We start from the raw sequence: 14320 nt of genomic DNA, 5'->3' as shown, positions 1-14320 counted from the left end.
ACCGCATTCTACTGGCCCAACTTGGCCTTCAAGGCCCTCAGGGTCGCCGGGGGTACGAGCTTGGAGACATCCCCCCCGTAGCGGGCGATCTCCTTGACCATGGTGCTGGAGACGAAGGAGTAGCGGGTGGCGGCGAGGATGAAGAGGGTCTCGAGGCCCGGGTAGAGCTGGCGGTTCAGGTGGGCCATCTGGAGCTCGTACTCGTAGTCGGACACCGCCCTAAGCCCCTTCACGATGGCCTGGGCCCCCACCCGGCGCACGAAGTCCACGAGGAGGCCGGAGAAGGTGGCCGCCTCCACGTTGGCCAGGTGGGCCGTGGCCTCCCGGATGATGGCCAGGCGCTCCTCGGCGCTGAAGAGGTACTGGCCCCGCTTGCTCGGGTTCTCCAGGACGGCCACGGTCACCTTCTCAAAGAGCCGGCTCGCCCGCTGGATCACGTCCAGGTGGCCGTTGGTCAGGGGGTCAAAGCTCCCAGGGTAGACCACGTGCATCTAGACCTCCACCAGGGTGAGGGCGTTCTCCCCGTAGACCCGCCGCTCCCCTAAGGGGAGGTAGAGGTCCTTAGGGTGCTGGAGGACGTAAAGCCCCCCCGCCTCCACCAGGCCGCTTGCGAGAAGCTCGCCGAAGAGGGCGGCGAGGTCCATGGCGTACGGCGGGGCCATGAAGGCCACGGTGAACCGCTCCCCCTGGGCCTTGGCCTCGGGGAGGAAGACCTCCACCGGGAGGGCCACCACCCGGGCCCCGAGGCCCGTGCGGCGCACGTTCTCCTTGAGGAGCCGGACCGCCTCGGGGTCCTTCTCCACCAGCACCGCCTCCCAACCCTCGCTGGCGGCCTCGAGGCCCACGGCCCCGCTCCCCGCGAAGAGGTCCAGGAAGCGCCCCCGCCGCGGGTAGCGGAGGCGGAGGTAGTCAAAGAGGGCCTTCCTCAGCCGCACCGGGGAGGGACGGGCCGAGGCGGGCACCTTCAAGGCCACGCCCCGGGCCTTGCCGCCCAGGATCCGCACCACGCCCTTCAGCTTACCGCCCCAAGGAGGCTTCGCAAACCCCACCCGAAAGAAGGAAGCCGGCCCGTGGGCCGGCCCTTGGTCGGGGAGACTGGATTTGAACCAGCGACCCCCTCGTCCCGAACGAGGTGCGCTACCGGGCTGCGCTACTCCCCGCAGCGCCCTCTAGTATAGGCAGAAGGGCGCCTTTTGTCTAGCATGGGGGCATGGCCGCCGCCCTCCTTGCGGGCTACCTCATGGGAAGCCTTCCCTTCGCCTTCTGGTTCGCCGCCCTCCAGGGCAAGGCGTGGTCGGGGAGGGAGCCGCTTTGGCGCCTCGGCCCCGTCCCCGCGGGCCTCGTCCTCCTCCTGGACTTCGCCAAGGGGGTCTTCGCCGTGGCCCTGGGGGAGTTTCTGGCCCGGGACTACACCGGGGGCCTGGCGGCGGGGGCCGCCGCGGCCTTCGCCCACGCCTTAAGCCCCTGGCTCGGCCTCCGGCGGGCGGGAAGCCTCCTCGCCCCCCTGGGCGTCCTCTTCGCCGTGGACCCGAGGCTCCTCCTCCTGGCGGGCCTTCCCGCAGGCGTCCTCCTCCTCGGAAGCCGCAAAGCCCACCCCGCCCTCCTCGCCTTCGCCCTGGCCCTGCCCCTCGCCGCCCTCCTCCTCGGCGGGGGCCAAGCCCACCTGCTCTTCGCCCTCGCCCTCAGCCTCGCCCTCCTTTGGCCCCCCCGGTGAGCTCGGCCAGGACCGCCTTCAAGGCCCTTTCCAGGTCCTCGAGGCTCCCCGTGTTCTCCAAGACCCAGGTCGCCCGCTTGCGCTTCTCCTCCTCGGGCATCTGGGCCCGCTCCCGGGCCAGGACCTCCTCCCGGGAAAGCCCCGAGCGCGCCATCACCCGCCTCACCCGCTCCTCCAGGGGGGCCGCCACCAAGAGGGTCCCGTGGAGCCTCCCCTCCCACCCCTTCTCAAAGAGGAGGGGGATCTCCAGAAAGACGAGGGGGGCCTCTAGGCGGGAAAGCTCCTCCATAAGAAGCCGCCTGACCTCCGGGTGGACCACGGCCTCGAGGGCCTTGAGCCTCTCCGGGTCGGAAAAGACGAGCCGGGCGAGGGCCCTCCGGTCCAGCCTCCCCCCCACCACCGCCTCGGGGAAGAGGCGCTTCAGCTCCTCCTCCTTGTTCTCCCGGGCCCGGGCGGCGAGCGCGTCCAGGTCCAAGACGGGGTAGCCCCAGGACCTGAGGAGGGCGGCCACGGTGCTCTTGCCGCTGCCGATGTTCCCGGTGATGCCGATAATAATGGGGTGCTTCGCCTCGTGGCCCATATGGACTTCCCCTTTTATACCCCCAAGGACGCCTTCCCCGTGGGCGGGGCGGTGCGGGACCTCCTCCTGGGAAGAAGGCCAACGGACCTGGACTACGCCGCCTTGGACCCCGAAGGGGCGGCCGAGGAGGCAAAGAGGCGCCTCGGGGGAAGCCTCTTCCCCCTGGACCCCAAGCGGGGCCACTACCGCCTGGTGGTGGGGGAAAGGACCCTGGACTTCACCCCCTTGGAGGGGAGGCTGGAGGAGGACCTCCTCCGGCGGGACTACCGGGTGAACGCCCTCCTCTGGAAGGGGGGCGCCGTCTTCGGCCTAAAGGGGGTGGAGGAGGACCTGAGGCGGCGCCTCCTCGTCCCCGTGCGGGAGGAAAACCTCTACCAGGACCACCTGCGAAGCCTCCGGGGGGTCCGCCTCGCCGCCACCTTGGGCTTCGGGCTTCCCCAGAGGACCCGGGAGGCCCTTGGCCGCCACGCCCGGTTCCTCCAGGCCCACCCCGAGGCCCTCCCCGCGCGGGAAAGGGTCAAGGAGGAGCTTGCCCGGCTCCTCCTCTCCCCGAGGGCGGCCTTCGGCCTGCGCCTTCTGGAGAGGGTGGGGCTCCTTGGGGTCTACCTCCCCGAGCTCGCCCTCCTCGTGGGCCTCCATCAGGGCGGGGTGCACCACCTTCCCGCCTGGGACCACACCCTGAGCGCGGTCTTCCACCTCCTCTGGCTCTGGCCCGAGGCCCCCCTCGAGGCCCGCCTCGCCGCCCTCTTCCACGACGTGGGCAAGCCCCTCACCCGCCGCTTTGACCCCGAGGTGGGCCGCTTCCGCTTCCTGGGGCACGCCGAGGTGGGGGCGGAGATCGCCCGGGCAAGCCTCTTTTGGCTCCGCTTCCCCAAGGAGGTGGTGGAGCGGGCGGCGGGCCTGGTGCGCCGCCACATGGACCGCCTCCCCGAGGAGAGGAAGGCCCTGCGCCGCTTCTTCCTGAGGCGCCAGGACCTCCTCCCGGACCTCGTCTACCTCATGGCGGCGGACCGCCTGGCCACGAGGGGCGTGGAGCGCGAGGCCTGGGAGGTGCTCGGGCGCTACGAAGAGGTCCTGAAAGACCCCCTGCCGCAAAGGCCCCTCCTCTCCGGGGAGGAGGTGATGGCCCTTCTGGGCCTCCAAGAAGGCCCCGAGGTGGGAAGGGCCCTAAAGGCCCTCCTCGAGGCCCAGGCCGAAGGCCGGGTGGGGACCAAGGAGGAGGCCCGGGCCTTTCTCCTATATTGGAGGGGTGGAAGGGAGGCTCAGGCTTCGGGAACCCCAGATCACCCCCATTGAGGGGGGCTTCCTGGTCTCCGACCCCTACGGGGTCTACGAGAAGCCCCTGGCCCTCACCGAGGGCGGGCTTTTCCTCCTCTCCCTCATGGAGGGGAGGACCCTGGAGGAGGTGCAGGAGGAGGTGTTCAAGCGCCACGGGGTCCTGGTGCCGAAGAAGGAGCTGGAAGACCTGGCGAAGGCCCTGGAGGAGGCGGGCCTCCTCCTCACGGAGAAGGTGGAGGCGAGGCTCAAAGAGGAGGAGGAAAAGCTCAAGCGGGAGCGGCCCATGCGCCTCGCCGGGCTCTCCTATCCCGAGGGCGAGCGGGAGGCCCGGGCCTTCCTCGAGGCCTTCCGGGCGAGCTACCCGGGGGAAGGCGAGGAGGCCCGGGTCCTCCTCATGCCCCACCTGGAGCCCTCCCGCGTCCCCGAGGTCTACGGGGCGGCCCTCGCCGCCCTGGAGAAGACCCCGCCCCCTGAGCGCATCTACCTGGTGGGGGTCGCCCACAGGCCGCTGAAGGAGAAGGCCGCCGCCCTTCCCGTGCCCTTCCAGACCCCCTTCGGCCCCGCCCTGCCGGACCTTCCCGCCCTCCAGGCCTTAGACGCCCTCCTTCCCTTTGAGCTCTTCAACACGCCCCTCGCCTTCCGGGAGGAGCACAGCCTGGAGCTTCCCCTCTTCTTCCTGAAGGGGCGGTTCCCCGAGGCCCGCGTCCTCCCCCTCCTCGTGGCCAGGCGAAGCCCGGAGCTCGGGGAGGCCCTGAAGGTGGTCCTGCGGGACTTCCCGGGCCTTCTCGTCCTCGCCGTGGACCTCTCCCACGTGGGGCCCCGCTTCGGGGACACCCCCCTCACCCGCACCCTGGCGGAGGAGGCGAGGAGGCGGGACCTGGGCTTCCTGGAAAGGCTCGCGGAAGGGGAGCCGGAGGCCGCCCTCGCCTTCCTGGGGGCCAACCCCACCCGCATAGACGGGGTGGAGGTGGTGGCAAGCCTCCTCCCCCTCCTCCGGGAAAGGAAGGGGAAGGTCCTGGCCCACCGCCTGGACCTCGAGGCCCCCACCCTAAGCGCCGTGGGGGCGGGCACCCTGGTCCTCTAAAGAGCCCCAGATTTGGAACGACGCGAAGGCCCGGGCGCCGAACCGCCCGGGCCCCTTTTCTGGGAGCGCCCCTTTGGGAAAGGGCCCGGAAGGTGGGTGGGCAGGCGCGCCGGGGCCTGCGTGAAAGCCTCCTAGCGCGAGGGGTACAGGCCTTCACCCACGACAAAGGGGTCGCTTGATGGGCAAGACAGTAATCCCCTTACGGGGCTCAATCCCTTGCAACCCTTAGGAGCTACCTTTTTGCGCTTCCCGTGACGAGCGTCGCAATCCCCTTACGGGGCTCAATCCCTTGCAACTTCCTTCTAAGGAGGAATGGGCATCATTCACAATCAGCAAGTCGCAATCCCCTTACGGGGCTCAATCCCTTGCAACGGATTCGCCTCGGCCCGCCTAGGGACTGGATCTATGACCCCGTCGCAATCCCCTTACGGGGCTCAATCCCTTGCAACCATTGGTGGAGGCGCGTGATAAGCGAGTGGAGGTGAGGTGGTCGCAATCCCCTTACGGGGCTCAATCCCTTGCAACTGGAGAAGACAAGGGCCTTTTGGAGGGCCATAACCGAGTCGCATGTATCTTGCCCCCTGAGGGAGGCCCCACCGCCCCGGTTGCCGGGCCACCACGCCCGCGGGATTGATCGGTAGCCACCCACCCCGGCCTCCCCGCCGCACAGTATCCCGGTCGTCAAAGACCGCATCCACATGGAAGGCCCACAGGGTCGGGTGGCCACCTCCCTCAGGTTACCAAAAGGAGAGAGCCCATGACCTTCGCCGGCATTGACGTCAGCAAAACCCACCTGGACCTGGCCCTCGTCTCCAACTCCCCCAAACCCACCCGCCTCCGCTTCCCCAACTCCCCTGAAGGCCGTCAAGCCCTCCTCGCCGCCCTCGCCCACCACAACCCCGCCTGGGTCGCCCTGGAGCCCACCAGCGCCTACCACCTCCCCCTCCTCAAGCTCCTGGCAGAAAACCGCCTCCAGGTGGCCCTGGTCAACCCCTACCACCTCGCCGCCTTCCGCAAGGCCAAGGGAGAACGCCAGAAGACCGACCGCCAAGACGCCCTCCTCCTCGCCCGCTACGCCCAGGTCTACCACGAAGACCTCCGGGCCTACACCCTACCCCCAGAAACCCTCCGGGAGCTCAAAGCCCTGGTGGGCTACCGGGAGGACTTGGCCGGGCGGGAAAGGACCATCCTCAACCAGATGGAGGCGGCGGAGTGGGCGGGGAGCAAGGAGGTCCTCGCCCTCCTCCAGAAGGAGCTGGCCTGCGTGAAGGGGCTTCTCGGGGAGGTGGAGGCCAGGATCCAGGCCCTCCTCGCCACCCTCCCCGAGGCCGAGGTCCTGATGGCCCTGCCCGGGGTGGGGCCCCAGGTGGCGGCAGCGGTGCTGGCCCTCCTGCCCCCAGAGCTCTGGGGCCGGGCGAAGAGGGCGGCCTCCTACGCGGGGCTCATCCCCGAGCGGGAGGAGTCGGGAAAGAGCGTGGAGAGGAGTCGGCTCTCCAAAAAAGGGCCTCCCCTCCTGCGGCGAAAGCTCTACATGGGCGCCCTGGTGGCGGTGCGCCATGACCCGGAGATGCGGGCCTTCTACCACCGCCTGCTCTCGCGGGGAAAGAGAAAGAAGCAGGCGTTGGTGGCCGTGGCCCACAAGCTCCTCAGGCGGATGATGGGAAGGCTCAGGGAGTACTACGCAACCCAGCTAGATCAAGGGGTCGCTTGACAGGCAAGACAGTATCAATCCCCTTACGGGGCTCAATCCCTTGCAACTGGTCCCCACGCCCTAGAGCTGGCCGAGATGGAGCGGGCTGGTCGCAATCCCCTTACGGGGCTCAATCCCTTGCAACACTCCCCGCGCGCCTTCCGCTTGCGGAAGACCCTTGATAGTCGCAATCCCCTTACGGGGCTCAATCCCTTGCAACCCGGTAGAGTTCCACTATCCTCTCCGTAGCCTGGTTAGAGATGTCGCAATCCCCTTACGGGGCTCAATCCCTTGCAACTATTTTGGCCTCTACCAGGCCGTGGGCCTCCTCCTGCTTAGGTCGCAATCCCCTTACGGGGCTCAATCCCTTGCAACATTGAACTTCTCCGGCAGGTGGGCGTGCCCATTCCTGAAGGTCGCAATCCCCTTACGGGGCTCAATCCCTTGCAACGTGGCGAACCTTCACGAACTCCAGAAGGCCCTAGAAGGGCAAAGTCGCAATCCCCTTACGGGGCTCAATCCCTTGCAACCCGTAGCATCGGCGTAGGCGGGGTGGCACCCACGCCAATGGTCGCAATCCCCTTACGGGGCTCAATCCCTTGCAACTCCGACGGCAAGATCATCGGGGTGCGGCGGCTCCTCGCCGTCGCAATCCCCTTACGGGGCTCAATCCCTTGCAACGCCAGTCTATGACCAAGCCCCTAGGCTCCTTCACTTTGAAGTGTCGCAATCCCCTTACGGGGCTCAATCCCTTGCAACACCTCATGGGGGAGTAAGATAGGCGGGAAAGGAGGGAGGTCGCAATCCCCTTACGGGGCTCAATCCCTTGCAACCACGTGAAGACGTCCCTGGCCTCGGTCGTGAGGGACGTGGTCGCAATCCCCTTACGGGGCTCAATCCCTTGCAACGAACCTCCTCGGGCCCACCGAGGGGGTAATCCTCGCAAAGTCGCAATCCCCTTACGGGGCTCAATCCCTTGCAACCTGAACCAGAAGGCCCTCTGGGCGGCGGCGTACGCCGTGGCGTCGCAATCCCCTTACGGGGCTCAATCCCTTGCAACGCGATTGGCGTCGCCCTCCCCGTTATCGCTTACGAGTCGCAATCCCCTTACGGGGCTCAATCCCTTGCAACGGTACCCCCCAAAGAACCCCGTCCTGGACGGCGCCGCCAGAGGGGGGTTTGTGAGAAAGATGAAGCTTGGAATATGCACACGGCGAATAACGGGGGTTTTCGGGGGTTTATGCCGATGCAAAGCCACAGGAGGAAGGGGCGATGAAAAGAAAAAGCGCATATTCGCCTTCCGCAAGGGAAAAACTGGCTTTCAAGGTCCCCACCCGGAGGTCCGGGTTAGGGGGAGTATAGCACACACCGCAACGTTGGGCCAGGTCAAAATTTCGGCGAGGAAGGGGCTACCGGACTGAGCTTTGTTTTTCAAAGCCCAAAGAAAGCCAGTTGCATCGTAATTTTGCTGACAAGTATAGCAAAGGCCCGCTCTACCGCCAGAAGTAAAAGGGGGCGCAGCGCCCCCGTCCCAAGAGGGCAGCCTCCAGGCGCTGGGCCTGGAGCGCTGCCAGCCCCCCCAGGGGCTTGCGGAAGCCTTAGCGGCGCCGCTTTTTGCGGGCCCGGGTCCTCTCCGGGCGGGGCTCCTCGGGCTCCTTGGGGGTCCACTCGCCGAAGTAGATGGTGTTCACCGTGGCCCGCTCGGGACGGGTGTCCCGGGCCCGGTCCTTGGGGGGTCCTACCACTTTGCGCATCTCCACCTCCTTAGCCTTTTCCTTCCTGTTCTTGGTCTTCTTGGGCGCCTCCTCCACGGGGAGGAGGTCCACCTGCCTAAGCCTCGGGTTGGCCCCGGCGATCCGCACCTCCATCTCGTCCCCGAGGCGGATCCTCCGCCCTTTGGGGCCGAGGAGGGCCATAGCCTCCTCGCTGTAGGTGTAGGGCCCCAGGGCCTCGAGGCGCACCAGCCCCTCCACCCCGTTGGGCAAAGTGACGAAGGCCCCGAAGTTCGCCACCCCGGTGACCTTCCCCAAGAAGCGCTCCCCCACGTGGAGCTCGGCCCACTTGGCCATGTAGTACTTGGTGAGCTCCCTCTCGGCGGCTTCCGCCTTCCTTTCCATCTCCGAAGCGTGCTCGGCGATGGCGGGAAAGGCCTCTTGCCACCGCGCCTTCCGCGCCGGGGTGAGGGTCCGGCGCAAGGCGGCCTTCAGCACCCGGTGGACCACCAGGTCCGGGTAGCGGCGGATGGGGCTCGTGAAGTGCAGGTAGTGCTCCATGGCGAGGCCGAAGTGGCCCAGGTTCTCCGGGGCGTAGCGGGCCAGGCGCAAGGAGCGGAGGACGAGGTAGGCCACCACGGGCTCCTCCGGGCGGCCCCGCGAGGCGAGGAGGGCCTTTTGCAGGGCGTGGCCGGAAAGCTTGGGGGGGAGGGTATAGCCCAGGCGGGCCAGGGCCTGGCGGAGCTTCTCGTAGGCGTCCTGGACCGGCTCCTCGTGGACGCGGAAGAGGCCGGGGAGGCCCTTTTGCACCAGGTACTCCGCCACCAGCCGGTTGGCGAGGAGCATCAGCTCCTCAATGAGGCTTCTGGCCTTGGGCTCCGCCTGGGGGATGAGGTGAAGCTCCCCCTCCTCCCCCACCTCCACCTTCACCTCGGGGAAGGCGAAGTCCAAGGCGCCCTCCTTTAGGCGCTTCTCCCGCATCCTCTGCGTGAGGTCCAAAAGGAGGCGCAAGTCCTCCGCCAGGAAGGCGTGCTCCTCGGGAAGGCCGAAGCCCTCGGCGAAGGCCTCCACCTCGGTGTAGGTGAGGCGGGCGACGCTCCGGATGACCCCTTCCCGGAAGCGGACCCGCTTGACCTTTAGGTCCTCCGTGAGGTCCACGAGCACGGAGAGGACCAAGCGGTCCTCCCCCGGCCTCAAGGAGCAGACCCCATTGGAAAGCCTTTCGGGAAGCATGGGGAGGACCCGCCCCGGGAGGTAGACGCTGGTGCCCCGGAGGAAGGCCTCCTGGTCCAAGAGGCTTCCCTCCTTGACGTAGTGGGAGACGTCGGCGATGTGGACCCCGATGCGGTAGCCCCCAGGCAGACGCTCCACGTGGATGGCGTCGTCAAAGTCCTTGGCGTCCACCCCGTCTATGGTGAAGACCCGAAGGCCCCTGAAGTCCTCCCGCCGCCTAAGCTCCGCCTCGGGGATCTCCAAGGGGATGGCCTCCGCCTCCTTCAGGACCTCCTCGGGGAACTCGGCGCGGAGGCCGTACTTGGCGATGACGGCCTCCGTCTCCGTCTCGGGGGCCTCCCCCTCCCCCAGGTACGCAAGGAAGGTCCCGTAGGGGCGCTTGCCGTAGTGGACCTGGACCACGATGCGGCTTCCCCGCTTCAGGCCCTCAAGCCCCTCGGGGGCGAGGGGAAGCTCCGGGAGGTTGGGCTCGTCGGGGAGGAGCAGGGCGCGGCCTTTCCGGAAGTCCAGGGTCCCCACGAGCCGCTCCCGCGCCCGCTTGAGGACCCGCTCCACCACCCCCCAAGGCCTTCCGTCCCGGCCCGGGGGCATGACGCGGGCCTCCACCAGGTCGCCCGGCCAGGCGTCCCCCGTGTACCCCGGGGGGACGAAGAGGTCCCCCTCGGGGAGGCGGACGAAGCCGTACCCGTCCCGATGGAGGCTTAAGGGCCCCTGGACCCGGTTGGCCAGGAAGTACCGGCTTCCCTTCTTCTCCAGAAGCCCCCGCGCCACCAAGGCCTTAAGGTGGGCCTTGGCCTCCCGCTTCTCCAGGCCGAACCGGTGCAGGATCTCCTCCAGCCGGTGCGGCCTCCCCGTCTTCTTGAAAAACTCTAAAAGCGTTTCCTGCATTTCAACCTAGAAGGCCCTCGAGGGCCTTTTCCGTAGCCTTGAGGGCCTCCGCGAAGACGGCGAGGGCCTCGTCCACGTGCTCCTTGCCGATGATCAGGGGGGGCTCGAGGCGGACCACCTTGGGGTTATTCAGGCCGAAGGCGGTGAGGACGCCCCTCTCCGCCATCTCCGCCACCACCAGGGCGCCGATGTCGGCGTCCGCGAACTCCACGCCCACCATGAGCCCCCGGCCGCGCACGTCCTCAATGAGGTGGGGGTGCTCCTCCTTGAGGACCTTTAGCCCCTCCATCAGGTGGCGGCCGAGCTCCAGGGCCCGCCCCGGGAGGTCCTCCTCCAGGGTGACCTCAATGGCCGCAAGGGCGGCGGCCGCGGCCAGGGGGTTCCCCCCGAAGGTGGAGGAGTGGAAGAGGGGGTTATTCTTGAAGACCTCAAAGACCTCCCGCCGCCCCACGCAGGCCCCGATGGGCATCACCCCGCCCCCCAGGGCCTTGGCCAGGGTCATGAGGTCCGGGGAGACCCCCTCCCAGTCCACCCCGAAGAGCTTCCCCGTGCGGCCGAGGCCGGTCTGCACCTCGTCGGCGATCATGAGGACGCCCTTTTCCCGGGTAAGCTCCCGCACGCCCCTCAGGTACCCCTCGGGGGGCACCCGGATGCCCCCTTCCCCCTGGATGGGCTCCACGATCACGGCGGCGGTCGTTTCGTCTATGGCCTCCTCCAGGGCCTTTAGGTCCCCGTAGGGCACCACCTTGACCCCGGGGAGGAGGGGCCTTGCGGGGTCCTGGTACTCGGGCTTGGGGGTGAGGGAGAGCGCCCCCATGGTCTTGCCGTGGAACCCCCCTTGGGTGGTGACGATGCCGGGCTTGCCGGTGTAGGCCCGGGCCAGCTTGATGGCGGCCTCCACCGCCTCGGCCCCGGAGTTGCCGAAGAAGACCATCTCCAGGCCCTCCGGGGTGATCTCGGCGAGCTTTGCGGCAAGCCTGGCCGTGGGCTCCGAGACCAGGACCCGCACCGACATGGGCATGCGGTCAAGCTGCCGCTTGACCGCCTCCACCACCTTGGGGTGGCGGTGGCCCAGGTTCAGGGTGCCGTAGAGGCCTAGGAAGTCCAGGTAGCGCTTGCCCTGGGTGTCCCAGACGTAGGGGCCTTCGGCGTGGGACTCCACCCGGTCTAGCCCGGTGAAGCGGAGAAGCCCGGCGAGGCCTGGGTTGATGTGCCGCTCAAAGAGGGTGAAGGCGTCCAAGTCCATGCCCCAATGCTACTTTAAGTGTAGCACGCTCAAGGCCCGGTAGATGTCCTCCGGGATGCGGGCCGCCCTCTCCCCCACCTGGCAGAGGTGGCGGGTGAAGCCCTCGGCCAAAAGGACCCCTTCCCGCTCCACCCGGTAGCGGAAGAGGAGGGCCCGGGAGGAGAGCTCCGCGAGGCGGGTCCTGACCTCCACCACCTCCCCGAAGCGGGCGGGGGCGCGGAAGGTGAGGCCGAGCTCCACCACGGGGAAGAAGACCCCCCTCGCCTCCACCCGGTGGTAGGGAAGGCCGGCCCTTTCCAGGAAGTCCACCCGGGCCGCCTCCAGGTAGACGGCGTAGACCGAGTGGTGGACCACGCCCATCTGGTCCGTCTCGGCGTAGCGAACCTTTATGCGGGTGACGCTCTCCACGGCAGGAACTCCAGGCGGGGCAGGCGGCGCATGCGGACCCTCCGGGCAAGGGCGGCCACAAGCCGGCGCTCGGCCCGGGAGAGGGCCCGCAGGGCCCCCTCTTCCTCCCGGAAGGCCTCCACGTAGACCGAGAGGACGCTCCCGTCCTTGGAAAGGCGCACCGCCTCCACGGTGAGGAGGAAGAGCCTGGGGTCCTCGAGGGCCTGGATCTCCTCCGCGAGGGCGCGCTTCAACTGGGCCTCGAGGTGGGCCTTGCCGTAAGCCATGGCCTGGGGCCTCCACGCCCCAGGCCCATTCTAAACGCCCGCGCCTTAGCCTTCCAGGACCTCGAGGCCGGGCAGGGTGCCCTTTTCCAGGAACTCCAGGCTCGCCCCGCCCCCGGTGGAGACGTGGCCGAAGCGCTCTTTAAGGCCCAGGCGGTTCACCGCCGCCACCGAGTCGCCCCCGCCCACCACGGTGAAGGCGCCCTCGAGGGCGGCGATGGCCTGCCCCACGGCCAAGGTCCCCTCGTCAAAGGGAGGCACCTCAAAGACCCCCATGGGCCCGTTCCAGAAGACCGTCCTCGCCCCTTCCAGGGCCCGGGCGAAGGCCTCCCGGGTCTTGGGGCCGATGTCCAGGCCCATGTAGGGGACGGGGATGGCCCGGGCCGGGAAGACCCGGGTCTCCACCCCCGCCTCTATGCGCTCCGCCGCCACCACGTCTTCGGGGAGGTAGACCCTGACCCCCAAGGCCTCGGCCCGCCCCAAGAGGTCCTTGGCCAGGTCCAGCCGGTCCTCCTCCACCAGGCTCCTCCCCACCTCTCCCCCTAGGGCCTTGAGGAAGGTGAAGGCCATGGCCCCGCCAATGAGGAGGCGGTCTATGCGGGGAAGGAGGCTCTCAATGACCCCGATCTTGTCCGAGACCTTGGCCCCGCCCAGCACCACGGCGTAGGGCCTTTCCGGGTCCTTGAGGAGGCGGGAAAGGGCCCTCACCTCCTTCTCCATGAGGAAGCCGGCGTAGGCGGGGAGGAGCCTCGCCACCCCCACCACGCTGGCGTGGGCCCGGTGGGCGCTCCCGAAGGCGTCCAGGACGAAGGCCTCCCCGAGCCTGGCGTAGCGGGCGGAAAGCTCGGGGTCGTTCTTCTCCTCTCCCGGCTCAAAGCGGACGTTCTCCAGGAGGAGGACCTCCCCGGGCCTCAGGGCCTCCGCCTCCCGCCTCGCCTCCTCCGAGCCCGGAGGGAAGGGGGCGAAGCGGGCCTCTGGGAGGTGGGCCCTCAAGGCCTCCCCCACCGGGGCCAGGGAGTACTTGGGGTCCGGGCCCTTGGGGCGGCCCAGGTGGGAGAGGAGGACGAGGGAAGCCCCCCCGGCGAGGAGGTGGCGGAGGGTGGGGAGGCTTTCCAGGATCCGGGTCTCGTCCTGGACCTTCCCGTCTTGGACGGGGACGTTGTAGTCCACCCGCACCAGGACCCGCTTGCCCTTGGGGTCCAGGTCCAAAAGGGTCCGCATCTAGACCCCCTTCTTCAGGACGAGCTCCACCAGGTCGGCCACCCGGTTGGCGTAGCCCCACTCGTTGTCGTACCAGGCGAAGACCTTGACCAGGTTGCCGATGGCCTTGGTGAGCTTCCCGTCCACGATGGAGGAGTGGGGGTCCATGACGATGTCCCGGAGGACGATCTCGTCCTCGGTGTAGGCGAGGATGCCCTTCAAGGGGCCCTCGGCCGCGGCCTTGAGGGCGGCGTTCACCTCCTCGGCGGTCACCTCCCGCTTGAGGAGGGCGGTGATGTCGGAGATGCTCCCCGTGGGCGTGGGCACCCTTAGGGCCATCCCGTCAAACCGCCCCTTGAGGGAGGGAAGGACCAAAGCGGTGGCCTTGGCCGCCCCCGTGGTGGTGGGGATGATGTTGAGGGCGGCGGCCCGGGCGCGGCGCAGGTCCTTGTGGGGAAGGTCCAGAAGGCGCTGGTCGTTGGTGTAGGAGTGGACCGTGGTCATGAGGGCCTTCTCCACGCCGAAGGCCTCCTCCAGGACCTTCATCACGGGGGCGAGGGAGTTCGTGGTGCAGCTGGCGTTGGAGAGGATGTGGTGCTTGGCGGGGTCGTACTGCTCGTGGTTCACCCCGAGGACGACGGTGATGTCCTCGTTCTTGGCGGGGGCGGTGATGATCACCTTCTTGGCCCCGGCCTCGAGGTGGGCCCTCGCCTTCTCCCCGTCGGTGAAGACGCCCGTGGACTCCACCACCACCCCCACCCCCGCCTGCTTCCAGGGGATCTCCCGGGGGTCCTTGATCGCCGTGGCCCGGATGGCCTTCCCGTCCACGTAGAGGTTTTCCTCGTCGTAGCCCACCGCCCCGGGGAAGCGGCCGTAGGTGGAGTCGTACTTCAACAGGTGGGCCAGGGTCTTGTTGTCGGTGAGGTCGTTGATCAGGGCCACCTCCACGCCCCTTTCGTGGAGAATCCTAAAAACCTGCCGCCCGATCCTGCCGAATCCGTTGATACCGACCTTCATGCCTACA

The 14320-nt window shown here is 68.2% G+C and carries 13 protein-coding genes, 1 tRNA gene and 2 CRISPR repeat arrays; of the genes, 4 read left to right on the top strand and 10 right to left on the bottom strand.

Translation table 11 applies throughout. The annotated features are described in order from the left end of the window. Window positions 1–8: 8 nt before the first annotated feature. The 3 genes from coaD to TTH_RS04720 form a co-directional block, all read right to left on the bottom strand. Window positions 9–491: a pantetheine-phosphate adenylyltransferase gene (gene coaD, locus TTH_RS04730; protein ID WP_011173005.1), complete on the bottom strand. Its 483-nt coding sequence runs from the start codon at window positions 489–491 to the stop codon at window positions 9–11. Next, the gene (locus tag TTH_RS04725; RefSeq protein ID WP_024119826.1) at window positions 492–1007 is read right to left on the bottom strand and encodes an RsmD family RNA methyltransferase; all 516 of its coding nucleotides are present in this window, start codon (window positions 1005–1007) and stop codon (window positions 492–494) included. It lies immediately after the preceding gene. Window positions 1008–1083: 76 nt separating this feature from the next. Next, a tRNA-Pro gene (locus TTH_RS04720) sits at window positions 1084–1160 on the bottom strand. Between the two features lie 50 nt (window positions 1161–1210). Between TTH_RS04720 and TTH_RS04715 the strand changes: the two genes are divergently transcribed. After that, on the top strand, window positions 1211–1714 hold the full coding sequence (locus TTH_RS04715) for a glycerol-3-phosphate acyltransferase (protein ID WP_011228301.1): 504 nt from the start codon (window positions 1211–1213) through the stop codon (window positions 1712–1714). Here the strand turns inward: TTH_RS04715 and coaE are convergent. Further along, window positions 1683–2294 carry a dephospho-CoA kinase gene (gene coaE, locus TTH_RS04710; protein ID WP_011173002.1) on the bottom strand — a complete coding sequence of 204 codons (612 nt, stop codon included), beginning with the start codon at window positions 2292–2294 and terminating at the stop codon, window positions 1683–1685. The two genes, TTH_RS04715 and coaE, sit on opposite strands and share 32 nt — an antisense overlap. Between coaE and TTH_RS04705 the strand changes: the two genes are divergently transcribed. The 3 genes from TTH_RS04705 to TTH_RS04695 all read left to right on the top strand — a co-directional run bounded on the left by TTH_RS04705 (window position 2295) and on the right by TTH_RS04695 (window position 6367). Beyond that, entirely contained in the window at window positions 2295–3590 is a 1296-nt protein-coding gene (locus tag TTH_RS04705) for an HDIG domain-containing metalloprotein (RefSeq protein ID WP_011228300.1), read from the top strand. Next, on the top strand, window positions 3544–4656 hold the full coding sequence (gene amrB, locus TTH_RS04700) for an AmmeMemoRadiSam system protein B (protein ID WP_011173000.1): 1113 nt from the start codon (window positions 3544–3546) through the stop codon (window positions 4654–4656). The genes TTH_RS04705 and amrB overlap by 47 nt, the downstream gene beginning before the upstream one ends. 187 nt (window positions 4657–4843) lie before the next feature. Beyond that, window positions 4844–5181: direct repeats of the CRISPR family, unit length 36 nt; unit sequence GTCGCAATCCCCTTACGGGGCTCAATCCCTTGCAAC. A 232-nt stretch (window positions 5182–5413) separates the two neighbouring features. Further along, on the top strand, window positions 5414–6367 hold the full coding sequence (locus TTH_RS04695; RefSeq protein ID WP_011228296.1) for an IS110-like element IS1000B family transposase: 954 nt from the start codon (window positions 5414–5416) through the stop codon (window positions 6365–6367). Between the two features lie 10 nt (window positions 6368–6377). After that, window positions 6378–7477: direct repeats of the CRISPR family, unit length 36 nt; unit sequence GTCGCAATCCCCTTACGGGGCTCAATCCCTTGCAAC. Between the two features lie 467 nt (window positions 7478–7944). Here TTH_RS04695 and rnr read toward each other — a convergent pair. From rnr to gap, 6 genes are read right to left on the bottom strand one after another with little or no spacing between them, the layout of a single operon-like run. Continuing rightward, window positions 7945–10179 (bottom strand): ribonuclease R, encoded by a 2235-nt coding sequence (gene rnr / locus TTH_RS04690; RefSeq protein WP_011228288.1) that lies wholly within the window; start codon window positions 10177–10179, stop codon window positions 7945–7947. Window position 10180: 1 nt separating this feature from the next. Then, complete coding sequence (locus tag TTH_RS04685; RefSeq protein WP_011228287.1) at window positions 10181–11425, bottom strand: aspartate aminotransferase family protein; 1245 nt, start codon at window positions 11423–11425, stop codon at window positions 10181–10183. Window positions 11426–11434: 9 nt separating this feature from the next. Further along, window positions 11435–11833, bottom strand: coding sequence for an acyl-CoA thioesterase (locus TTH_RS04680; protein ID WP_011228286.1), 399 nt, complete (start codon window positions 11831–11833; stop codon window positions 11435–11437). Beyond that, the gene (locus tag TTH_RS04675) at window positions 11812–12099 is read right to left on the bottom strand and encodes a ribosome-binding factor A (protein ID WP_011172996.1); all 288 of its coding nucleotides are present in this window, start codon (window positions 12097–12099) and stop codon (window positions 11812–11814) included. The genes TTH_RS04680 and TTH_RS04675 overlap by 22 nt, the downstream gene beginning before the upstream one ends. 45 nt (window positions 12100–12144) lie before the next feature. Next, window positions 12145–13317 (bottom strand): phosphoglycerate kinase, encoded by a 1173-nt coding sequence (locus tag TTH_RS04670; RefSeq protein WP_011228285.1) that lies wholly within the window; start codon window positions 13315–13317, stop codon window positions 12145–12147. Next, window positions 13318–14313 (bottom strand): type I glyceraldehyde-3-phosphate dehydrogenase, encoded by a 996-nt coding sequence (gap, locus tag TTH_RS04665; RefSeq protein ID WP_011228284.1) that lies wholly within the window; start codon window positions 14311–14313, stop codon window positions 13318–13320. Window positions 14314–14320: the final 7 nt, after the last annotated feature.

It is taken from the genome of Thermus thermophilus HB8 (assembly GCF_000091545.1).
Taxonomy (GTDB): Bacteria; Deinococcota; Deinococci; order Deinococcales; family Thermaceae; genus Thermus; species Thermus thermophilus.
This window is presented reverse-complemented; position numbering and strand designations above follow the sequence as displayed.

Bases quoted from the DNA above. Each gene is read 5' to 3' on its own strand.
- gap (WP_011228284.1), bottom strand. From the start codon at position 14,313: ATGAAGGTCGGTATCAACGGATTCGGCAGGATCGGGCGGCAGGTTTTT.
- TTH_RS04675 (WP_011172996.1), bottom strand. From the start codon at position 12,099: ATGGCTTACGGCAAGGCCCACCTCGAGGCCCAGTTGAAGCGCGCCCTC.
- rnr (WP_011228288.1), bottom strand. From the start codon at position 10,179: ATGCAGGAAACGCTTTTAGAGTTTTTCAAGAAGACGGGGAGGCCGCAC.
- TTH_RS04685 (WP_011228287.1), bottom strand. From the start codon at position 11,425: ATGGACTTGGACGCCTTCACCCTCTTTGAGCGGCACATCAACCCAGGC.
- TTH_RS04715 (WP_011228301.1), top strand. From the start codon at position 1,211: ATGGCCGCCGCCCTCCTTGCGGGCTACCTCATGGGAAGCCTTCCCTTC.
- TTH_RS04695 (WP_011228296.1), top strand. From the start codon at position 5,414: ATGACCTTCGCCGGCATTGACGTCAGCAAAACCCACCTGGACCTGGCC.
- coaD (WP_011173005.1), bottom strand. From the start codon at position 491: ATGCACGTGGTCTACCCTGGGAGCTTTGACCCCCTGACCAACGGCCAC.
- TTH_RS04670 (WP_011228285.1), bottom strand. From the start codon at position 13,317: ATGCGGACCCTTTTGGACCTGGACCCCAAGGGCAAGCGGGTCCTGGTG.
- TTH_RS04705 (WP_011228300.1), top strand. From the start codon at position 2,295: ATGGACTTCCCCTTTTATACCCCCAAGGACGCCTTCCCCGTGGGCGGG.
- coaE (WP_011173002.1), bottom strand. From the start codon at position 2,294: ATGGGCCACGAGGCGAAGCACCCCATTATTATCGGCATCACCGGGAAC.